19 protein-coding genes, 1 tRNA gene and 1 pseudogene are annotated in these 21,072 nt (G+C 61.5%); 11 read left to right on the top strand and 10 right to left on the bottom strand.

Annotated elements, in window-relative coordinates; all coding sequences use genetic code 11:
• Window position 1 precedes the first annotated feature (1 nt).
• Window positions 2–952 (bottom strand): S1C family serine protease, encoded by a 951-nt coding sequence (locus NLY44_RS14240; RefSeq protein ID WP_023672459.1) that lies wholly within the window; start codon window positions 950–952, stop codon window positions 2–4.
• Between the two features lie 168 nt (window positions 953–1,120).
• On the opposite strand from NLY44_RS14240, the gene NLY44_RS14235 reads away from it, so the two are divergent.
• From NLY44_RS14235 to NLY44_RS14225, 3 genes are all read left to right on the top strand, one after another.
• Window positions 1,121–1,993: a S1C family serine protease gene (locus NLY44_RS14235; protein ID WP_023805955.1), complete on the top strand. Its 873-nt coding sequence runs from the start codon at window positions 1,121–1,123 to the stop codon at window positions 1,991–1,993.
• Window positions 1,994–2,001: 8 nt separating this feature from the next.
• Window positions 2,002–2,739 (top strand): helix-turn-helix transcriptional regulator, encoded by a 738-nt coding sequence (locus NLY44_RS14230; RefSeq protein WP_156941032.1) that lies wholly within the window; start codon window positions 2,002–2,004, stop codon window positions 2,737–2,739.
• A 119-nt stretch (window positions 2,740–2,858) separates the two neighbouring features.
• Entirely contained in the window at window positions 2,859–3,725 is an 867-nt protein-coding gene (locus tag NLY44_RS14225; protein WP_023733288.1) for an SDR family oxidoreductase, read from the top strand.
• Between the two features lie 131 nt (window positions 3,726–3,856).
• On the opposite strand, the gene NLY44_RS14220 is transcribed toward NLY44_RS14225, so the two are convergent.
• Both NLY44_RS14220 and NLY44_RS14215 read right to left on the bottom strand, forming a co-directional pair.
• On the bottom strand, window positions 3,857–4,372 hold the full coding sequence (locus tag NLY44_RS14220; protein WP_023733287.1) for a TIGR00645 family protein: 516 nt from the start codon (window positions 4,370–4,372) through the stop codon (window positions 3,857–3,859).
• A gap of 324 nt (window positions 4,373–4,696) precedes the next feature.
• Window positions 4,697–5,629 (bottom strand): OmpA family protein, encoded by a 933-nt coding sequence (locus tag NLY44_RS14215; protein ID WP_245259835.1) that lies wholly within the window; start codon window positions 5,627–5,629, stop codon window positions 4,697–4,699.
• A gap of 90 nt (window positions 5,630–5,719) precedes the next feature.
• Here NLY44_RS14215 and NLY44_RS14210 point away from each other — a divergent pair, with 90 nt between their 5' ends.
• The 4 genes from NLY44_RS14210 to NLY44_RS14195 all read left to right on the top strand — a co-directional run bounded on the left by NLY44_RS14210 (window position 5,720) and on the right by NLY44_RS14195 (window position 8,104).
• Window positions 5,720–6,331 carry a hypothetical protein gene (locus NLY44_RS14210; protein WP_286457480.1) on the top strand — a complete coding sequence of 204 codons (612 nt, stop codon included), beginning with the start codon at window positions 5,720–5,722 and terminating at the stop codon, window positions 6,329–6,331.
• Between the two features lie 39 nt (window positions 6,332–6,370).
• Window positions 6,371–6,730 (top strand): hypothetical protein, encoded by a 360-nt coding sequence (locus NLY44_RS14205; protein WP_286457478.1) that lies wholly within the window; start codon window positions 6,371–6,373, stop codon window positions 6,728–6,730.
• A 362-nt stretch (window positions 6,731–7,092) separates the two neighbouring features.
• The gene (locus NLY44_RS14200; protein ID WP_023672465.1) at window positions 7,093–7,539 is read left to right on the top strand and encodes a YcgN family cysteine cluster protein; all 447 of its coding nucleotides are present in this window, start codon (window positions 7,093–7,095) and stop codon (window positions 7,537–7,539) included.
• A gap of 220 nt (window positions 7,540–7,759) precedes the next feature.
• Window positions 7,760–8,104 (top strand): hypothetical protein, encoded by a 345-nt coding sequence (locus NLY44_RS14195; RefSeq protein WP_023672466.1) that lies wholly within the window; start codon window positions 7,760–7,762, stop codon window positions 8,102–8,104.
• Between the two features lie 259 nt (window positions 8,105–8,363).
• Here NLY44_RS14195 and NLY44_RS14190 read toward each other — a convergent pair whose 3' ends face one another.
• Window positions 8,364–9,074, bottom strand: coding sequence for an SIMPL domain-containing protein (locus NLY44_RS14190; RefSeq protein ID WP_023672467.1), 711 nt, complete (start codon window positions 9,072–9,074; stop codon window positions 8,364–8,366).
• A gap of 134 nt (window positions 9,075–9,208) precedes the next feature.
• On the opposite strand from NLY44_RS14190, the gene NLY44_RS14185 reads away from it, so the two are divergent.
• The 3 genes from NLY44_RS14185 to NLY44_RS14175 all read left to right on the top strand — a co-directional run bounded on the left by NLY44_RS14185 (window position 9,209) and on the right by NLY44_RS14175 (window position 10,832).
• Window positions 9,209–9,284: transfer RNA gene (locus NLY44_RS14185), tRNA-Ile, on the top strand.
• A 532-nt stretch (window positions 9,285–9,816) separates the two neighbouring features.
• Entirely contained in the window at window positions 9,817–10,008 is a 192-nt protein-coding gene (locus NLY44_RS14180) for a hypothetical protein (RefSeq protein WP_023670878.1), read from the top strand.
• A 638-nt stretch (window positions 10,009–10,646) separates the two neighbouring features.
• Window positions 10,647–10,832: a hypothetical protein gene (locus NLY44_RS14175; protein ID WP_023681021.1), complete on the top strand. Its 186-nt coding sequence runs from the start codon at window positions 10,647–10,649 to the stop codon at window positions 10,830–10,832.
• A 747-nt stretch (window positions 10,833–11,579) separates the two neighbouring features.
• Here the strand turns inward: NLY44_RS14175 and NLY44_RS14170 are convergent.
• Window positions 11,580–11,951, bottom strand: coding sequence for a response regulator (locus NLY44_RS14170; protein ID WP_023670881.1), 372 nt, complete (start codon window positions 11,949–11,951; stop codon window positions 11,580–11,582).
• A gap of 486 nt (window positions 11,952–12,437) precedes the next feature.
• On the opposite strand from NLY44_RS14170, the gene NLY44_RS14165 reads away from it, so the two are divergent.
• Window positions 12,438–13,130: a N5-glutamine methyltransferase family protein gene (locus NLY44_RS14165; RefSeq protein WP_023689767.1), complete on the top strand. Its 693-nt coding sequence runs from the start codon at window positions 12,438–12,440 to the stop codon at window positions 13,128–13,130.
• A gap of 54 nt (window positions 13,131–13,184) precedes the next feature.
• Here NLY44_RS14165 and NLY44_RS14160 read toward each other — a convergent pair whose 3' ends face one another.
• From NLY44_RS14160 to NLY44_RS14140, 5 genes and pseudogenes are all read right to left on the bottom strand, one after another.
• Window positions 13,185–13,451 (bottom strand): acyl carrier protein, encoded by a 267-nt coding sequence (locus tag NLY44_RS14160; protein ID WP_023670883.1) that lies wholly within the window; start codon window positions 13,449–13,451, stop codon window positions 13,185–13,187.
• Window positions 13,452–13,506: 55 nt separating this feature from the next.
• Window positions 13,507–15,062, bottom strand: a pseudogene (locus tag NLY44_RS14155) (class I adenylate-forming enzyme family protein).
• The gene (asnB, locus tag NLY44_RS14150; RefSeq protein WP_023805953.1) at window positions 15,052–17,079 is read right to left on the bottom strand and encodes an asparagine synthase (glutamine-hydrolyzing); all 2,028 of its coding nucleotides are present in this window, start codon (window positions 17,077–17,079) and stop codon (window positions 15,052–15,054) included. The pseudogene NLY44_RS14155 and the gene asnB overlap by 11 nt, the downstream one beginning before the upstream one ends.
• 6 nt (window positions 17,080–17,085) lie before the next feature.
• The gene (gene nadE, locus NLY44_RS14145) at window positions 17,086–18,066 is read right to left on the bottom strand and encodes an NAD(+) synthase (protein WP_280790677.1); all 981 of its coding nucleotides are present in this window, start codon (window positions 18,064–18,066) and stop codon (window positions 17,086–17,088) included.
• Window positions 18,063–20,813, bottom strand: a complete 2,751-nt coding sequence (locus tag NLY44_RS14140; RefSeq protein WP_023805952.1) for a non-ribosomal peptide synthetase — start codon at window positions 20,811–20,813, stop codon at window positions 18,063–18,065. The genes nadE and NLY44_RS14140 overlap by 4 nt, the downstream gene beginning before the upstream one ends.
• Window positions 20,814–21,072: the final 259 nt, after the last annotated feature.

Here is a 21,072-nt window from a genome sequence, read left to right as displayed (position 1 = left end):
CTCAGCTCGCCCTTGCTACCGGCGTCACCGTCACCTGGCTGACGCCGGTGCGGCGCACCACTGTGCACAGCGTCTCGCGGCCGATGCGTTCGGCGTCGAGCATGCGCACGAGGTCGTCGACGCCGGTGACCGGGCGACCGTCTATTGACGCGATGATGTCGCCTTCCCTGAGGCCGGCCTTCGCCGCGGGTCCGTCTTTCTCGACGCTGCGCAGCCGTACCGCCGTACTGGTGGTCACCTGCGACAGAAGGGCGGCGCGGCGCGGCAGGTTGGTGGTGTCGGCCGAGATGCCGATGAAGGCACGGCGCACGCGGCCGAAGCGGATGATCTCCGAAATGACGAAATTGGCGGTGTTGGAAGCGACCGCGAAGGCGATGCCTTGCGCGCCGTGGATCATGGCGGTGTTCACGCCGATGACCTCGCCTGCCGACGACACCAGCGGTCCGCCGGAATTGCCGGGATTGAGCGCGGCATCGGTCTGGATGACATCGTCGATCAGCCGCCCGGTCGAGGCGCGCATCGAACGGCCAAGTGCGGAGACCACGCCTGACGTTACGGTCCATTCGAAGCCGAGCGGATTGCCGATGGCAATGGCGATCTGGCCGCGCCGCAGCCGCTTGGAATCGCCGAGCGGCGCGACTTCGGTGAAGCTGCCATCGGCGCGCACCAGCGCGATGTCGGTGTCGGGGTCGCGGCCTAGCACACGGCCTTCGCTGGAGGCGCCGTCGGGCATAGAGACGCGCACCGTTTTGGCATCGCCAACGACATGGAAATTGGTGACGACCAGCCCGTCCGGGGTGATGACGAAGCCGGAGCCATGGCCACCTTGGCCACCGACGCGCTCGATGCGGCAGACGGCTGGGCCGATGCGGTCGACGGCGTCGGCGACTGTCGTCGAATAGGCGTCGAGCAGTGTGTCGTCGGTTTCGAACTTGTGGGCGGCGAGGGCCATTGGCGGGGCTCCGTGTTTTCAGGCGCGATGATGACTATATGTGCGGAGCGGCTCGAACTGCCGCGACCTGACCAGATGGCCAGTCAAACCAGTAACTAGCCGTCAGACGAGTACCTCCGGGCGCACTGCCGAGCGATATCTGGGCATGAGAAAACCCAGGAGATCATCATGAGTGACTTCAACCTTAATGCATTTTCCGAGGCCATCGCCGATCTCGCCGCCAAGGCTGCGCCGGCAACGGCAAGTTTCACCACCCATCACCATCGCACCGCCAGCGCCTTCCACTGGCGTGACGGCTATTTCGTCACCGCCGAGGAAGCTGTCGAGGCCGGTGAGGAGATCGAATTGACATTGGCTTCGGGCGAAGCGGTGAAGGCCGAACTGGTCGGTCGCGATCCGTCGACCGGCGTAGCGCTTCTGAAGCCGGCCGGCGCGGCCGCGGCGCCTGCGCTCGCCAAGGCTGATGGGGTGCGGCCGGGCAACGTCGCCATCGCTGTCGGCAGCAGTCAGGGCTCGGCGCTGGCCGTCTCGGGCTCGGTCGGCGAGGTCGGCCCCGCCTGGCGCTCGATGCGCGGCGGCAGCATCGATCGGCGCATCAATCTCGCCGTCAATGCCGGCGGCCGTTTCGAGGGCGGGCCGGTGCTTGACGCCAAGGGCGCGCTGATCGGCATGCTGCTGTTTGGGCCACGTGGTCGTGCGCTGGTCATGCCTTATGAGACGATCGAGCGGGCCGTGGCGACGCTGCGTGAAAAGGGCCATGTCGCGCGCGGCTATCTCGGCGCCGGCCTGCACCCGATCCGTGACGGCGCGGCGCGCGGCGCCATGGTCATGAGCCTCGACGACAATGGTCCGGCCAAAGCCGCCGGCCTTGCGCTGGGCGACATCATCGTGGCGTGGAATGGCGAGGCCGTGCACGGCCCGCGCGAACTGATCCGAAAGCTTGGGCCGGATAGCGCGGGCGCTGCGGTGACGCTCGGCGTGGTGCGCGGCGGCGAGCAGCGCGACGTCGCGCTGACCGTCGGTGAAAAACCGCTGAGCTGAGAGGGCCGATGGAAAGCGACACGCTGACAAGGCCGGAGGCGGGTGGGCCGGAGGCGGGTGGGCCGGAGGCGGGTGGGCCGGAGGTGGGTCGGCCGGAGGTGGCGGGCGGCGGACGCCAGCTCGTGGTGCTGATCGCGCTGCACGATGCCGCGCGTGCCGAGCGCCTGTCAGCTTCGCTTGCCATGGCGGACGATCTGCTTCCGGTCGTAGCCGGCAGCGGGATTGCCGACGTCGCTGTCTTCGATGACGCTGTTGCGAACAGTGCGGCCTGGCTCGATCGAGCCGATGGTGGCAACAGCGCAATCCCACGGGTGCTGCTATCCGCGAGCGCTGGCCGGCCGGAAAACCGGGTGCTTGCCGTGCTGCCTTTGGCGTCGGATGCGAATCTGATCGCGGCTGCCGTCAGACTGGCGGCGGCCGGCTACCGGGTGTCCAGGGATGGGCGTTCGACGCCCGCTCGCCACGACGATTTCGATGGCGCCGCCAACGGCGGAAGCCATAGCGGGCTGTTCGGCGAGGAGCCGTTGGACGATGGCGCTACCGCCCGTCCGGCGCTGTCGCCGCGCGAGGCCGAAGTGCTGGCGCTGCTGGCCGAAGGCGCGCCCAACAAGGTGATCGCGCGGCGGCTGAACATCTCCGTGCACACGGCAAAGTTCCACGTCGCCGCGATCCTGATCAAGCTGGGTGCTGCGAACCGCACGGATGCCATCGCGATCGCGATGCGGCAGGGCCTGGTGCTGGTCTAACCCCCTTATCCATTTGAGCCTACGTTGCGTAACCCGTTGCAGGCTGCCGAGGCCTTGCGCAGTGCATTGCCGCCGCGCAATGGTTCGCGTCAGTGATGTAGCAAGGGAGGTGCCAAGACATGTCGCTCAAGGGAAAGACGCTGTTCATCTCCGGCGGGTCGCGCGGCATCGGGCTGGCGATAGCGTTGCGGGCGGCGCGCGACGGCGCCAATGTGACGATCGCGGCCAAGACCGCCGAGCCGCATCCGAAGCTGCCGGGCACGATCTACTCGGCAGCTGAGGAGATCGAGCAGGCCGGCGGCAAGGCGCTGCCTGTTTTGTGCGACATCCGCGAGGAGGCGCAGGTGGCCGAGGCGGTTGCCAAGACCGTCGAAAAGTTCGGCGGCATCGATATCTGCGTCAACAATGCCAGCGCCATCCAGCTCACCGGCACGCTGGAGACCGACATGAAGCGCTACGATCTGATGCACCAGATCAACACGCGCGGCACTTTCCTGGTGTCGAAAATGTGCGTTCCCCACCTGAAGTTGGCTGAGAATCCTCACATCTTGAATCTGGCGCCGCCGCTCGACATGAAGGCCAAATGGTTCAAGAACCACGTCGCCTACACCATGGCCAAGTTCGGCATGTCGATGTGCACGCTGGGGATGAGCGCCGAGTTTGCCAAGGACGGCATCGCGGTCAATTCGCTGTGGCCGATCTCGACCATCGACACGGCTGCGGTGCGCAATCTGCTCGGCGGCGCGACGGTGGCGGCGATGAGCCGCTTACCCGACATCATGGCCGATGCCGCACACGCCATCTTCCTGCGGCCATCGCGCGAGACATCAGGCAATTTCTACATCGATGAAGAGGTGCTGCGGGCCGAGGGCGTGACCGATTTCGCGGTCTATGCGCCGGGCGCGACCGGGCCGCTGGCCGGCGACTTTTTCGTGCCGGACGCGGTATTTGCCAATTCGCCGACGAACGTCAAAAGCGTCTATTGACGGAAATCACGGGCCGCCGGCGCTGCCCCTCATCCACCTGCCGGCGTTGGTCGTTCGAAAAACCAAGCAGTTGCCTTTCGCCCGCTGTGCGGACCAGCCTCACCTCCCCATGAACGGGAGAAAGGGGCTCATCACGCCTCGCCCTTCTTGCCTTTGCTCAGTCCCATCAGCCGGTCGATATAGGCCAGCATCAGCGCCGAGACGACGAAGGCGAGATGGATGATGGTCAGCCACATCAGCTGGTCGATCGTATAGGAAGACGAATTCAGGAACACCTGCAACAGGTGGATCGAGGAAATAGCGACGATGGTCGAGGCGACCTTGACCTTCAGCGAGCCGACATCGATGGTACCCAGCCAGTGTACGCCGCCATCCTGGTCGTCGAAACGGCTGACGAAATTCTCGTAGCCGGAGATGATCACCATCACCACCAGCGAGGCGACAAGTGCGGCGTCGATAAGGCCGAGCATCTTCAGGATGGTGTCGGTGTCGTCGAGTGTGAAGGCGACCATGACGAACTCGTAGAGTTTTTTGCCGAAGGACAGCGCATAGACGGCGAGCGCCAGGGCCAGCCCGATATAGAAAACCACCAGCAGCCAGCGTGAGGCGAGGATGATCGATTCGATGGCGAGTTCGAGACGTTTCATGCAGCGGTTCCGGTCAGCTTTGATGTCGACTGGGGTATTTCGATCAGCTTGCCGCGGTTTGCAAGGCAAATTGCGACGCAAAAAAACCCCGCCGGGAGGGCCGGCGGGGTTCAATGCATCCCGCTGGAGTCGGGACGGGGCAGGGAACGCCCAGCCTTGAATCTGGGGAGGGCGGCCGCTCTATTCAATGAGCCGGTTCTAATACCAGTACAATTCTTGTTGAACCGGGATTGCTGTCCGCAGCTCGACCCATCCCGGTCTGCCGGGATGGGTCCTTGTTGTCGATCTGATTCCAGAAAGCTGCTCAAGCCATTGGAAAGCAGATCAATTGTTACTCGCCACCGGTGCCACCAGCGAGGTGATGCGACGGATGCCGACGCGGCGGTTCTCGCGGTTGGGCGCCGTGGTGTTGACCTTGAGGTATTCCTCGCCATAGCCCTGAGTGGTCAGGTTTTCCGGCGGGATGCCGAAGGCATTGGTCAGCGCTTCGGCGACAGACTCAGCGCGCCGGTCGGACAGAGCAAGGTTTGCCTCCGGCGTGCCAACCGCATCGGTGTGGCCTTCGATCAGGAAGGTTTCGGCCGGGTTCTTCTTCAACAGTTTCTCCATGGCCGTGGCGACGCCTTCCAGTTTCTGCACTTCGGTGTCGGATATCGAGGCCGAGCCGAACTCGAAGTTCAATGTGTCGAGGTCGACGCGACGGGCAATGTCGCGCACGCGCGCCGAACGCTTCACTTCGTCGATGGAATAGAGGCGCTGGACCTTCTCCACCGGCGGTTGTTCGAGGAACTCGTAATAATCGTCCGGGCTTTCGACATCTTCCGAATCGAGGATGTACTCGCGGCGCGGGATGGTGAGCCGCATCGGCGGCAGGTCGTCACCGGGATCGCGCCAGTCATTGTCGTCGTCATAGCTGCGCTCGTCGACATAGCTCAGCACATATTCGTGCCCATCCGGCGTGATGCGCGATCGCCTGATGACGTCGCCATTGCGGTTGCGGATGGTGACGATCTGGATGCCATTGTCGCGCTCGACGATTTCCCGAGAGCGATCGCCCGACAGTTCCTCGTAGTAAACATTCCTGGCGCCGCGGTGCATGCGCGGAGCGTCATTGCTTTCCACGATCGTCTGGTTGTTGAACTGCAGGATGACGCGGTCGCCAAGTTCCTTGACGACGTCGACGCCTTTCGGACGCCGGCGGTCGCGGACGTTCTCATCGGGTGCACGCTCGACGCGTTTGCCTTTTTCCTCCGTCACCGGGGCGATCTTTTCTGGCTGAATTGCCTGCTGAGCTGACTTGTCGTCGGTGGGCGGCGGTCCCTGGTCGACCGGAGCCGGCTTCGGGGCTTGCGCCTCGGTGCCGCCCTGCGCGGGCTGCTCGCCCGTCTGGCCGCCAGCATTCTGGCCGTTCCCATTTTGGCCGTTCCCATTTTGGCTGTTGCCGCCCTGGTCCTTGCGGTGCTTGCGCCTGGCATCCTTCTGGCTGTCCAGGATGGGTGCTTCGTCGGGGTTGGCCGTGGCTTCGCCTTGCGCCGGCGTCTCACCTTGCGCGGGCTGCTCGGCATTGGCCGGTTGCTCCGCAGGCTGTGGTTCACCGGTCGCAGGCTGCTGTTCGCCCGTCACCGGCTGTTCGCCGACAGTTTTTTTGCCGTGCTTTTTCGCCTGATCCTTCGGCTGTTCACCTTCGGCGGGAGCCGCTTGCTGATCGGCCGGGGGCTGAATCGGCTCGGCCTGCGGCGCGGGCTCTCCGGCAGGCGCAACTTTGACGTCTGGCGCTTTGTCGGCAGGCGCGGCCTCGATCTGCTGATCCTGCTTGCGCTTTTTCTTGCCCGACTTGTTGTCGTTTGCCGGCGCCACCTGTTCGGTGGGCGCTGCTTGCTCGGCAGGCTGCTGGGCCGGCTGTTCAGCGGGCGCCGCTTCGATCTGCTGTTGGTCGCGCTTCTTCTTGCGTGGCTTTAGCGGCTGTTCTTCATTTGCCGGAGCTACCTGTTCGGCCGGTTGTTCAGCCGGTGCTGCCTCGATCTGCTGCTGGTCACGCTTCTTCTTGCGTGGCTTGAGCGGCTGCTCATCGGTCGCCGGCGCTGCCTGGGCGCCGCCCTCGTCCGCAGGCGCCGCCTCGATCTGCTGCTGTTGATTGCGCTTCTTTTTGCGCGGCTGCTGTTCCTCGGCGGCAGGTGCGGCCTGTTCGGCCGGGGCCTGCTCGGTCTGCTGCTGATCCCGCTTCTTCCTGCGCGGCTGTTGTTCCTCGGCGGCAGGGGCGGGTTGCTCTGCAGCCGGTGCAGGCTGCTCGGCGGCCGGCGCTGCCTGTTCGGCCTGCTGGCGTTTCTTTTGCGCGGCAGTTCCTGGTCGGTCTGCTGACCATCTGCAGCAGGGTCGTCCTGGACCAGGATCAGTGGCGCGGCCGTGCGCTGCAAGGGGCCGAAAACGGCGTTGCCCTGCAACGGGGATGCGCCCAACGGCGCGGATGCCATAAGCAGGCCAAGTGCCGTACCTGCCAGTACCCGTGGTTGGCGTTTCATCTTAAATTCTCCTTGTGGGGTCCCATCCCTGCCCAAACTGTCCTTGACCGGATTGGTTCCGGTTTGCGGGCATTACCCGCACCCAAGGACGATTGACCGGCGTTTTGAAGGCAACTTCATGTTTTCCTATGGTGCGGCCGGAACTTGAAGTCACACAACAGCTTGACCTTGCCGCATGCGGAGGCCACATCTCGACCCATAATGGAAACGCCGTTCTGGAAGACCAAGACGCTGGAAGCGATGACGCCCACCGAGTGGGAATCGCTGTGCGACGGCTGCGGAAAATGCTGCCTGTCTAAACTCGAGGACGAGGATACCGGCGAGATCTACTGGACATCAGTCGGCTGCCGGCTGTTCGATGGGCAAAGCTGCCGCTGTTCGGACTATGCCAACCGGCTGGCGCGCGTGCCGGACTGTGTCGGGCTGACGCCGCAGAATGTGCGCACCATCACCTGGCTGCCGAAAACCTGCGCCTACCGGCTGGTTGCCGAGGGGCACGACCTCTATTGGTGGCACAGGCTGGTGTCGGGAAGTGCCGAGACCGTTCATGATGCCGGCATCTCCATGCGCGGCCGCGTCCGCGCCAGTGAGACCGATCTGGCCGAGCCGGACGACTATTTCGACTATATGCTCGATGACGAGCCCTGAGCATTCTGGAACGGACGCTGCCATAGGGCGTTCTGCGCCATTGGACGTTTTTGACGGTCAGGATCGTTTGCAGCGGTGGAAGGGGCGGTTGCTTTCAACCTGTCGGGCAGATTAACCGAAAATGAACGGCCGGTTCGCGAAGAGTTCAGATTGCAAGGAGCATTCTCCCCCCATCGGTTCGACCAAGACGGGCGCAAGCCCTCAACAAGGAGAGAAGACAATGTTCAACTCATTCAAGACGGCAGCCCTTTCGGGTCTCGTAGCTCTCGGCACCCTTGCCGCAGTGCCCGCCCAGGCGGACTCGATCTATCTCGGCTTCGGCAACAACCATGACCGCCGCGTCGGCGTCTACACCGGCGACGATGAGGACGGCTTTCGCCGTGACCGCAATTGGCGCCGCTGCTCGCCGGACCGCGCCCTCGACAAGGCCGAGCGCATGGGCCTGCACCGCGTCCGCATCGTCGATGTCAATCGCCGCGTGGTGAAGGTCGCCGGCCGCCAGTATGGCGATCGCGTAGTGGTCGTGTTCGCCAATGAGCGCGGCTGCCCGGTTATCTATCGCTAAGAGAACCAGACTGATCTTCTGCGAAGATCAGTCTGGGATACGACCTTCTGCGAAGGTCGATCGGGAGGCATGTTCCTCTGCGAGGATCAGCCTGGAGTAGCGGCATGACCCTTCTAGGGTCAGCCAGGAGCCCCTTTCCCTCCGCGGAAAGGTGCGGCTCGAAAAAACCCCGGAGGCCAGTCCTCCGGGGTTTTTCATGTCGGAAATCTGCGGTTCCGGCCGACGGGTTCAGCAGAACCGCGCCCGGCCCGGCGGCCTGCTACTTAAGCTCGAATGTAACTGTTACCTGCACGGCGTAGGCATTCTCGCCGGCCTGCACGGGAACCGCGGCGCCTGCCGCATCGAAGGCCTTGGCATTGATCGGCATCGGCGCCGGCGCAACGTTCTGGTCGGTGATTTCCAGCACCCGGCCGATGCTGACGCCGGCGGCTTCGGCCAGCGTCTTGGCCTTGGCCATGGCATCGGCGACCGCCTTCTTGCGGGCTTCGGTGACGGCAGCTTTCGGGTCTTCGTTGGAGAACGAAATGCCTCCGCCCTGATTGACGCCGAGCGACACAGCCTTGTCGAGAATCTCACCTGTTTTGTCGATGTCGCGGATGCGCACCGAGAGTGTGTTGGTCACCTGGTAGGCGACAAGCTCGGCTTCCTGGCTGCCGTCCGGTTTGTTGGTGTAGTTGTAACGCGGGTTAATCTGGATGCCGGCGGTCTGCAGGTCGCGGTCCTTGATCCCTGCCGACTTCATTGCCGCGATCACGGCGGCCATGGCGTCGTTGTTGGCGTCGAGTGCCGCGCGTGCGGTCTTGGCCTCGCGCATGACGCTGAGCGTCAGCAGCGCCAGGTCAGGCGCCACGGTCGACTGGCCTTCACCCGACACGATGATGCGGGGCGGGGGCAGCGAATCGGCAGCGCTTGCCATCGCCGGAAAAGCGATCGCGGCGGCAAGTGCGAGCGGCAAAATATGTCTGGTCATGAAAATCTCCTCGGTGTGCGATCCAGTCGCGCCTGTCGACTAGGGCGCGAATATGGGCTGATTTGGGCGATCTCGGCCAGCCCGTCCGGAAAGCCTTGTGCCGCGCAAGGAAAAACACTAATCCAGCGCGCGTGGGGCCTGTAGCTCAATGGTTAGAGCCGGCGGCTCATAACCGCTTGGTTGGGGGTTCGAGTCCCTCCGGGCCCACCAGTCGCCTTGGTGCACAAGGCTTTGCGTCGAGGGTAGACAACCTGGTTAGACAGTCGGTTAGACAGTCGGTTAGACAAACCGCTTCAGAAGCTTCGCCATGCCATCCATGGCGAGCCGCTCCTGCTCCGTCCTTGCTGTAAAGCTCTACGTGGTCCAGGTCGTCGTGGCCGAGAATGCCTGCCGATTGTTTCGAGGTCGCGCCCCTCCTTGGCCAGGTACTTCCCCAGCGTCTTCCGAAGTCCATGCAGCGTGCAGCCGGGCCCCATGCCCGCCATCTTGGTTCGGTGCGCCATCATGCCGGTCAGCGACCTCTCCGAGAAGGAATTGCCGTAGGCGTTCAAAATCACCGTGTCGGCCGAGCCCCAATGCTTCGGTGAGCACATAGGTGATCTTAGCGGACTTCAAATGCGATCCGCTGCTCACTAATTACTTGATCCCGTAAATTACATGATCACGTACCGACTTTTTATTGAAATCCCGAATTCGGTGGCCTTACAAGACCGATGTTGCCATTGCTCGTAGGTCGGCTGTGATGGATAACGTGGTTCCATTCCGCAAGGCCGTGCCTTGCGTCGAAGTGACAGAAACCTGCGGCGAATGGTTCGTCCGCGTGGTTGAGAAAGATCAGGAAATTGCCAGGTCATTCAATCAGGAATCGTTCGCGTTGTCCTTTGCAGAAGGCCAGCGGATACGCCTAGGGCTAGCGAAGGTCGTGCGCCTGTAGGGCGCTGTGGGGCGGCATTGTAGGCATTCAAGCATGAGCGGAACCTAATTTGCAGCCGCAAATTAATGTCCAATGAATGAACTCCCAAACCGGAAAAAACTCGTGCCTGACCCTCAACCTCGGCGCGGCTCCAACAAAGGTGTGTTGCTAGCGGCTGCAGCGCTGCTGTTTGCCTTTCTCGCTCTTATTCTGTTTGGGTTTTTTCAGTAAGTGCGCGCGGCGCCGGCTTCCTAGAGAGGGCAGAGCACCTGCCGACGTGATCTTCGATCGCTCGCGTCCTTGCGGCGGGGCGACTATCCAAGCCGGCTCGGTTCGTCGCTCCTGACGGGTTCGGCGGTCCCACCACAGCAGGATGATCATTCGGCAATTTTTGGCAGCGCCGGTATTCAACTCACGCCCAAAGCGATTGAACTGAAGCTGGCCGTCGATGTCGTGACTGACGCAGCATGAGCCGAACAGGCGAGGCAAGCGCAAGCCTTGGGGCCCAACCTCAGACAGACGAAGCACGCTCGTGCAGTCTGGAGACAGCGCAACGAGTTATTCATTCGGGCGCCTTCGCATCACCAGCGGAACGAAAGAGTTAACTGGCGGTTTACTAGGGAAGGATTGCAGGACGAAAAACATTGAGGATTTCTGCCATGACAATGTTGTTCGAACCACTCGACTCTGAAGGTTACAAGCGCAGCGTGGTCTACCATGCGGCACGCTTGTCCATGCTCCACAATCGAATGCTGAAGCGTTTCGACAAGGTCGATAAAGCGGCTGAAAAGGTTGAAGCCGAGGTGGAGTTGTTTGATGAAGCTGTTCGCACTCTCTACGAATGAGCGGCATGTTGACCGCCGACGTTCCTGCTAGCGCGTATACGGGCGCGGGGTTCACCGTTGCTCCACCAGGCGATGTCGCGCCGCGTATTTGGGCTTGATAAGCACGATCTAATGTATACGATTCACCCAGCCGGCCTGGCTCCCCCGCCATTGGGCCGGTCAGGCCCGACGGTTCAACGCACCACCCCAAACGACTGTCGGGCCGCTAGGACTCTCACTGCGCAGCCGGGTTCATGCTTTGCCTTTTTTTCTCGAAAAGCGCGAGCTTGGTCATATAACCAATTCTGATTTTTGCATGGCATTGGGTGCAGTTGAAGTTGGATATCACCTTCAACCACGATCCCTTTTTATGATGACATGAGAACAGTTTGGACATTCCAGTTCCAGGTACTCGTCCCCCATATCGTTTGAAATCGGCACTACGACACTCCCCAACAGTTGCCCGTGAAACTTGCGCTTCGAGATCGGCCGGCACCTCCGTGCTCAAACCCCGAACGTGGGTCCTTGGCAGATGTTCCGCAATCCGACCTCTGGCGACCGGGATCGGACCTAAGTCCAAATCGCCGCCAACAGGCCGAGAAGTGGAACCCCGGCGGATGCTTTTTGAACGCAGAATTTCCGTCCTCGCCGGTCGTAGTCCGCCGTCCTCATGGCCAAAGCGCCAATGTTGCCCTTTGTGAGACTGACCTCGTCCGGCCTACCAGGTCGCCAGGGCGCAACTCCGGTAATAATGCGGCGGAGCGAATGTCAGCGCGAAGCTGTGCGCAGGGACGCCAACTCGCTGACAGCAGCAAGGATGACAGCATCGGTTGCCGGCTTCGGCAGGAATCTGCAGTCGCGGAAAGCCGCGGGAACGTCGGCGGGGCCAAATCCCGACAAGAAGGCAAAGGGGATGCCTCGCGCCTGCAATATCCTCGCCACCGGCAGACCCGTTTCACCGTTCAGCTGGATGTCTAGCAACGCCACGTCAATCTTGTCCGATTCGACAAGACGCAGAGCGGCGGATACCGACGGCACAGGTCCGACCACCTGATAACCGGCGCGACGCAGCCGCGCGGCAGTGTCCTGCGCGACTAGCCATTGATCCTCAACAATCAGAACACTCACGCTTTCGCTCACGGCCCCTCTCTGCGATTGACCGGAAATGAGATGTCGATCCGAGACCTTCGGACAGTTGTTTCGACATGTCCGCAAACCTATAGGTAACCTCTCCATGCAGCAAGGTGAGGCTGATGCTGGAGCGGAGGCGCTTCCACCGACCACTTGCTGAATTACCGGAGCCGAAGATTAGCGCGTCAATGGAGCTGCGGTCCGCGCCTCCGCTCCATCAGAGTTGGATAGGCGTTTACCCCTCTCCACGATCCACAAAATCTAAAAGCCGCCGTACCGCGCCATTGGCTCTTCAAAGCATGAGCAGCACCTCTCTCTCCATCTTTGGCGACCTGAGATTGCAATCGGTCAATGAGCGTCAGAAGTGCGATGCACCGAGTTTGTGCCTGCAGTTTTTCGAAGGAAAGGCTTGAGAATTCATGATTTCGGAGCAGGTTTGGCTGGCGCATGAGCGCCGCAGATCTATACTGGGGAGATCAAGCGATGGGGTCGGCCATGAGCAAAGAGTTCAGTGTAGCTGATGCCTATGGCGCCGGCCGCGCCATGTTCATGGGACTTGAACTGCTGGTTTCGCCCGGTGCGCTCGTCCCCAGACCTGAGACCGAGTTGCTCGGCAAGACCGCGCTTGGTGTGTTGCATCAGATGAACCTGCCGGCTCCGCGCATAGTTGATATGTGCTGCGGCACTGGGAATCTGGCGTGCGCGATCGCCTACCATGTGCCCAGCGCCCTTGTCTGGGCAAGCGATCTCACCGATGAATGCGTCGAAACGGCACGCCGCAACACCTCACATCACGGCATGGCTGAGCGTCTTTCGGTGCTTCAGGGCGACTTGTTCGACTCTCTCATCGGCCTTGGGTTAGACGGAACTATCGACGTAATCGTCTGCAATCCGCCTTACATTTCTGAAAAGCGGCTCGAGGGCGACCGCGCCCATCTGATCGAGCTTGAGCCGCGCGAGGCGTTTGCAGCCGGCCCTTACGGCCTGAGCATTCATATGCGCGTACTGAAAGACGCACCGCGATACCTGCGGCGTGGCGGCATCCTGCTCTTCGAGGTCGGGCTTGGCCAAGACCGACAGGTAGCGGGTCTGCTGGAACGCAGCAAGGCATTCGAGAACATCCGTTCGGTCTCGAACGAAGCGGGCGAGGGCCGGGTGGTTCTGGGGCAAGTCAAGACGCAGGCATGAATCCTGCGACAATCAGACCAAATACGGGGCTGCTCTGGGCGTTACGCTTACCCATCAGTTCATTTTGCGGATGATGTATTGCTCGATCCCCTGGATGGAATCGAGGTTTTCAGGCAGAAGTTCGCTATCCTCGACGGTAATGCCAAAGGTCTCCTCGATGAAGCCGATAATCTCAAGCACACCCGTCGAGTCGACAATGCCTTGATCGAGCAAGGATGCGTCATCCAGCAATGCCTTGACGTCGCTGACGTAGAAATTCGAAACCAAGAAACTACGAATCTGCTCGCTGTAGATTCCGGTGCGTTCCTTGATGGTCAACATGAATTCGTCCTCCGTGGCGTCACCATTAAATCAGCGACTTGGTTCTGGCCCCGTATCATGACAGCGCCGTTTTCTTGAGTTTTCCCGTGTCCGTCATCGGCAGGTTCGCCACAACGACGATGGATTTCGGGACCATGAAGTTTTCCAGACGCTTCTGGCACTCCTTCTGCAGTTCCCTTTCGCCAATGGCTCTTCCATGCTCCATCACCACAAAAGCTTTCACCGCTTGCCCGAGGAGCTCGTCGGGAACACCTATGACAGCCGCTTCTCGGACTCCTGGAATGTCCATCAGTACATTTTCCACTTCCCTTGGCGCCACCTTCTCGCCTCGCGACTTTATGATCTCATCCCCACGGCCAACGAAGTAGAGGTAACCCTCCGTATCCATCCGGCAGTAGTCGCCGGTGTATAGGACCTGCTCGCCGGGCAGCGGGCCGGGTTTGAGTTTCCTGGCCGTTGCCTCGGGCTTGCCCCAATACCCGTTCATCACCGTTGCGCCGCGAATGACGAGTTGGCCGACAACGCCTGGGCCTATCCGCCTGTCATGCTCGTCAACGATCCACATCTCCGTATTCGGGATTGCGATCCCTACGCTCAATGGCTTTCGCTCGAGGTCCTCTGGCGGCAAATAGGTGCAACGTTTGCATTCGGTGAGACCGTACATCGAATAGATGCGTGCACTCGAAAACAGCTCGCGAAGCATGAAAATATGCTTGAGGGGTAGGGCTGCCGCAGTGTTTGTGACGTAGCGGATGCTCGAGAAATCCTGGTCTTTGAGGGACCTGAGTTCGGAGAGTGCGGCAAAGATTGTGGGCACGCCGGGAAAGCCCGTAACTCCCTCCTGCCTGATCAACCCGAGGATCTGTGCCGGGAAAGCGAACGAGCGTTCGAGCACCAGCCGGGCGCCGGTACGAAAAGCCATGATCATCTGGTACAGTCCATAATCGAAGGCGAGGGTAGGACATTGAGGATCACCTCGTCCTCGGCAATCGCCAGGTAGGAAGCGACAGACGCGCACGCGGCCATCATGTTTCTGTGCGTCAGCATCACGCCCTTGGGTTCGCCCGTCGACCCGGACGTGTAGATGATGGCTGCCAGATCAACATCGATGCACTGCCGTGCCGGCGGCGTATCCGCGCCATTGGCGAGGGCGGCGTCCCAGCGCACGGCAAACGGCAGCTGGGCGAGTTCGACGTCGTCGATCGGTCCCGATACGATCACCCGCAGAAGTGACGGGCAGCCGCGCGCCGGCTCGCGGAAGATCGCTTGCAGATGGCCGTCCGTGATGAGCGCCGTCGGCCGGCAGTCGTTGAGCAGATAATCGAGCTTGTCGCTCTTGGTGAGCGGGTTGACGATGCACACCACCGCATTCGCCTTTAGCACCGCCCAGAAGCTAACCACCGTCTCGACGGTGTTGTCGGCGAAGATCATCACGCGATCACCGCGAACGACTCCGGATGCGGACAGGTCCCAGGCGATCGCGTTGGCTCGCGTTTCGAGTTCGAGGTAGGTGACACGCTGCCTGTTGCACACCAGCGCCACCTTACTTCCGTGTCGGACGGCGGAATGGGCGAGGTAGTCATGCAGCAATGGTACGGCATCATGCAACATACAGGCGCTCTTCCCGATGTTCGCAGTCGACGTCGACGCTGAGCGTGCATTCGAGCGTTGCACTGGGACAACCCGCGACGAACTGCTGATGAAGAAGTTGGGTCGACAACACGCCGACCAGCGCCATGTTGTCGGCATTGGACAGGTCGCCATCGCCAGTTCTGGCCTGGCATTTGGCAAGCAGGTGCGTGACCCCCTTTGGATCGAAGACATTCGCCTCGCGCAGGGCCGTCTGCGAAACCGCCTCGCGAGCGTAATCCGGAGCGTCTGCGCCGACGAAGCAAAGCGCGTTGGGCGCGCGGAAGGGCTGCTTCTTGCGGGCTACGATCTCGGAGGGCAGGATGGGTGCCGCCATGCGCTTCAGCACGTGCTTTTCGTCGAGGCCGCGGAGTTTGAAGGAGGGTGGCAGCGAATTCGCGAGCCTCACAAGTTCATCGTCCAGGAACGGGAAGCGCCCCTCGACTGAGTGAGCCATCAGCATCCTGTCGCCTTGCGAGGAGAGCAGATAGCCCGACATCAGTGTTTGCACCTCGAGATACTGGTCCTGCGCAAGGGGACTCCAACGGGCAAACTGCGCGGGCAGACGGGCGAGCAACTCGGACACGGCGTCGCGGCCCTGCGTTCGAGCCCGCATATCGGCCGTAAACAAGCGCTTGATGGCCCTGGTGGTTTGCCAGCGGGTTTCATGAGCAAAGCCCGGCGCGTCGTAAGCCTGAATATTTCGCCCGAAGAACTGACGCGCCATCGCCTGCTGTTGCACCGGCGAGCGGGTGAGATAGGGGTAAAGGCGTTCCAGGAGCCGAGAGCGTCGTGTCGAAGTCGGGTGGCGCCCCCAGAAGCGGCGGACCTTGCCTTCGCGGAACAGGTCGTAGCCGGCGAACATTTCGTCAGCGCCTTCGCCGGTCAGCACGACCTTGATTCCACGCTCGCGCACCAGGCGCGAGAGCAGGAAGAGTGGCGCCGGGGCAGTCCTCAGTATCGGGCGTTCGGTGTGTCGGATTACCTCCGGAAAGATCCCGGCTATATCTCTGCGCGAAACGACCACTTCATGGTGCTCACTGCCGGCCGCCTCGGCAACCATTCGCTGGAAGCGGGTCTCGTCATACTCGGCGTCGGCAAAACGCAAGGAGAAGGTTTGGAAGCGCTCGCCCGCGAAGCGCCTCGCGAGCGCGGCCACAAGCGAACTGTCCAGCCCTCCGGAGAGGTAGCACCCGACAGGCACGTCTGCGCGCGCCATTCTGAGCGCCGTCGCGGCTTCAAGAGCGCTAGATACGCGGTCCACCGCGTCATCGCTGGACCCGGTGAACTCGCCCTGGCGCGATCCGAACTTGTCGGGATAGGAAGGCTGCCAAAAAATCCGCTCACGAACGGTGCCATCCTGATAGATGCGGACATGACCCGGCTCGAGTTCGTTGATTCCGTGGAAAACTCCTTGCGGCGGAACGACCGTCCAGAGCGTGAACGTCTGATCGATGCCGGCGGGATCAAAGGCGCGAGGTATGGTTCGATCGGCCGCGAAAATGGCTTTCACTTCGCTGGCGAAATAAAGCCGGTGCGCATGCTCGCTGAAATACAGCGGGCAAATGCCGAAGCGGTCGCGCGACAATACGAGACGATTGGCCACTGAATCCCAGATCGCAATTGCCCATTGGCCGTTCATCCGCTCGAAGGCCGTTTCTCCCCACTCACGATAGGCGTGTAGCGCGACCTCCGTGTCGCTGCGGGTTCGGAAGCGGTGGCCGAGCGCCGTGAGTTTTTCACGCAATTCGACGTAGTTGAATATCTCGCCGTTGAACACGATCCACGTCGTATCGCCTGTATCCGCCATCGGCTGCTGGCCACTGGAAAGATCGACGATGGACAGGCGCACATGCGCCAGCCCCGCGCGTCTGTCCCGGTAGAGACCGCGCCCGTCGGGACCGCGATGCGCCAGCGCGCCCATCATCTGCATCAGCGCCTGCCGCGAAGGAGAAGCCGCTGTGGCATTCAGCGCCACGATTCCAGCGATGCCGCACATGCTCGGTCAATCTCCGCCTTCGGCGGACAGCAAAGGCCGCGCGTGAAGATAGTGGGCCGCCCTTCGTTTCGCTTCGATGTCCTTGAACACTTTCTGAAGCTGGGGCTCGGTGAGGCCAGCAACCGCCGCGAGCTCATTGCTGGCGACCCCGTGGTTCAGGCCGTAGAGGCATAGATCCATCAGGTGATAGGGCAGCGCGAAATAGAATTCTTCCTGGCTTTGGGTCATGGAAAAGGTGTCGGTGGTCGGTGGCCGCTGCCGGATTTCATCATCCACCTCGAGATATTCCGCGAGTTGATAAACCTGGGTTTTGTAAAGGTGAACGATCGGCATCACGTCGGCGGCTCCGTCGCCCTGCTTGACGAAAAAGCCCTGGTCGTACTCGAGGCGATTTGGAGTGCCGACAACCGCGTATTTGAGGCGGTCGGCGTGATAGTATTCCGTCATCTTGCGCAGGCGCTGCTTGTAGTTTGTCGCAGCAACGATCTGCAGATAGGCAGCTGGCGGCAGACGCACGGTATCTACTTTACCCTGCGGATCCTGGACCGTGAGGCGAGTTATATTGAGCCCGCTGCTCTCCAGAACCGACGCGATCACCAGCTTGCATTTCCACCCTTCCCCATAGTCGGGAACGACGGTCTGGATCGCATCGATCTGCCGGCGGTAGGCCCCAATGGCCTCCAGTGCCGGTGCTATGTCCTCAAGGACGCTTTCAATGCCAAGCTGTGCCGCGACGCGGCGGCCAAGTCTCAGGGAGTCGCCGGAAGAATCCCGCTCCGGCATGAACAGTCCCAGGACCTTGTCTTTCCCGAACGCGCGCATGCACAAGGTCGCGACGACGGAGCTGTCGATACCGCCGGAAAGACCGACAACCACGCCGCGACGATGCAGGGTGCCGAGAACCTGAGTGCGCAAGGTGTCAACGATGCGATCGACCTCCGCGCGGGCATCGAGCGTCAGCATGTCCTTGCTGAATTCCGGAATTATGTCGATGACAAGTCCTCCCTTTTGCGAGATTCGGCGGGGGAATAGGTCTGCACGATGGCCGTCTCGATAAGCGGACGGTTGGTGGCAAGGTTTGGTTCGACGACAAGGTCGATGTGGCTGCCCGTGATCGAAATGACGTCCAGGTGTGCCAAGACGCTGTCCCAGCCCAAGGCCCGCGGCATTCCCTCCCTGCGACATCGGAACAAGGTACCGGAGAGGGGCAGAGCCGGTTTCGGTGCCTCAAGCCACTGGAAGAATGACTTCGCCCTTAAAACCTCCTGCAGTTCCAGTTTGGTCCTGAAGATCGTCGGGTTGAACTCTCCATTGGCAAATCTGTCCAGAATCCTGGCCAGACGCGCTTCGCCGCCCACGGCGACGGTGATCTTCGCAAGGGCTCTGCAAGCCATCCGGTGCGCGGATATGCGGTTGGTGCGAATACGATAGAACGTACGGGTAACTGTCTCCCAATGGTTGCTCGGCTCGTCCAGAAGGCTCGTGTCGAGGATGCCCAGGAACCGCACCGTTCGCCCGGCCTTCATGAGCCGTGCGGCAACCTCGAATGCAACCGCGCCACCCAGAGAATGGCCGAGAAGTCGCACGGGGCCCGCAGGTTGGATGCGGCTTATCTGCTCGAGTGCGGCGCCAGCCATGGCGCTGAGGGTGTTGTGTCCGTCCAGTATCGCCGCAAGGCTCGGATATCGGATGGGGTTTACACGGGCGACTTTCCCCATGGCGGCTGCGAACGCAGCGAGGCTCGGGCCATAGCCAACGGACCCTGGAAACAGGAAAAGAACCGGGGGGTGGTGCTTCTTTTCGCGCCCTTCGCCTAACCGTGCAGAGACGACCGCCTCAACCATCTCGTCCAAGCTCATGCCGACGGTGAATGCTTCGAGGCCCAGCTCTTGCCCGATGGCGTTTTCGATCGCCATGACGCAGTGCAGCAGCTGCAGCGAATCTCCTCCAGCATCATCCCAGTTTCCCGTGGCAGTGCCTGTGTTGAGAACCTGCGTCCACGCGTGCTGCACTATTTGACGCGTGTCCTTTGCTCCTCCGGCGGGCGGAGCATCGAGAGTGGACGACCGGGCGGCTCGCGCCCTCCTTCCGTGCGAACGATCTATCTCGGCCAGAGTTGCCAAATCGACCTTACCTCCCGACAGGCGTGGGATTGCGTCAACGGTGTGCAATCGCAAGGGACGCAATGGTGTCGGCAAGGTCATCCTGAGGAGCTGGCGAAGGTCGTCTGCAAAAGCGCCGCCTGCGAAGCACTGGGGAACCGCGAAGGCGATGAGTTCCTGCGCGGCCGTTACCATCACCACGGCATCCGCCACTGAAGGCGCGCAACGCAAGACCCGTTCGAGTTCGGCGGGCTCGATGCGTCGACCATTGATCTTGATCTGGCGCCCTTTGCGGCCGACGATCCTCAAGATGCCATCATCGTCCAGCCGAACGAGGTCCCCGGTCGAAAAAAGCCGAGCCTCGGGATCGTCGGGGTCCGGCTGCGCGGGAACGACCACACCGTTCTCCCAATGACCAAGCAGGACATAGCGGCTTTTGATCAGAAGCTCTCCACTTTCGCCTGGCCCTACATTGCGCTCCGCTTCGTCGACGATAGCGAATGTCATACCAGGGAGCAGCCTGCCGACGGGAACCGACGCGTCTTGCTCGGGCCAGTCAGGCGGCAAGAACCATTGCGAACCGATGGTTTCAGTCGATGAGTAGCCGATCTGGATCAGACACTGGTCCGAAACGGCTTTGCGCAGCAAAGCGATGTCCGTCCATGACACTTTCTCCCCACCGATCCGGGCCACTCTGAGCGGCCAGGAAGCGTCGGCGGGCGCCTCAGCCAGGAGGGCTCGAAGCAGTGCCGGCACAAGATAGGCGATCGTCACACCTTCGGACTGCAATCGAGCGCGCGTAGCGCGCAGGCCGACAGCCTCCACCTCGAGAAGATGCAACGTGGCGCCCGTCAGCAGCGCCGCAAAAATCTCCCGGCAACCGGCGATCGTGGCTGGCCCGGTCAGCGGCAGGAAAACGTCATCCGCGCTGATATGGCACGCATCGACATATTGCCGGACCCGCCATAGCAGGCTGCGTTGGCTGTTGACGATTCCCTTGGGGCGCCCGGTGCTGCCCGAAGTGTAAAGCACCAATGCGGGCGCATCGACCGAAACCATAGGGGGCTTATGCTGCTGTTCTGGGTGTTGATCGTTGGACGCCACGGCGGCCGCAATTTCGATCCAGATGATCTCTTGGGCCAATTCGACCGGGCGAACATTTTCGGCGCCTATAATCGCGCCGAGCCCCGCGGCACTGACTATATCGAAAATGCGAGAGGCGGGATCTCTTGTGTTGAGCGGAACCGAAGGCCGTCCCGCCGCCATGGTCGCCAACATCGCCACAGGATACCAAGCGGAGTTTGCTTGCAGGATGCCGATGGCCTGCCCTTCGGGGACGACGGCAGCGATATGAGTTGCCAGCGTCTCGACCGCCCGGAAAAGCTCAGAAAAAGTCAGGCGGTTCGCGCCGTCGCTGATTGCGAGCTTGTCAGGATGCCGCCTGGCGACATCTCCAAGGTGGTCGAAGATTGGAATGTCTGCAAATTTGGCACCCATCTGTCGGTAACGGCGCCAGACTGGCCCCCCTTGGTCAAGGTCATATTCGGGAACGACTGACCACTTTCGGGTGGGTCGCAGATCCACCTGTAGGTTTTGATTTGCCACTTCCGAATGCAAACACACTGAGGACATTCAGGGCCCCGCCAAGCTGTCGGTCGAACATCGCTCGCCACGGAGATCTTTTCATCAATCATTCGGATGATGCCTCGATCTTGCCTAGCCAGCGCTTCCCGAGCGTCCTTCAGAAGTTTTGCCATTTGTGTCCAGCACCGGTCGTTTTTCCTTGCAAGCTCCGTGGAGCGCAAGACGGCTTGCCCAGGCGAACGGATGCGATCGGCATCTCCGCCAGAATCCGGGCTCGGTGCCTAGATTCACTGACTGGAACAATCAT

It is taken from the genome of Mesorhizobium sp. C089B (genome assembly GCF_030323125.1).
Lineage (GTDB): Bacteria > Pseudomonadota > Alphaproteobacteria > Rhizobiales > Rhizobiaceae > Mesorhizobium.
This window is presented reverse-complemented; position numbering and strand designations above follow the sequence as displayed.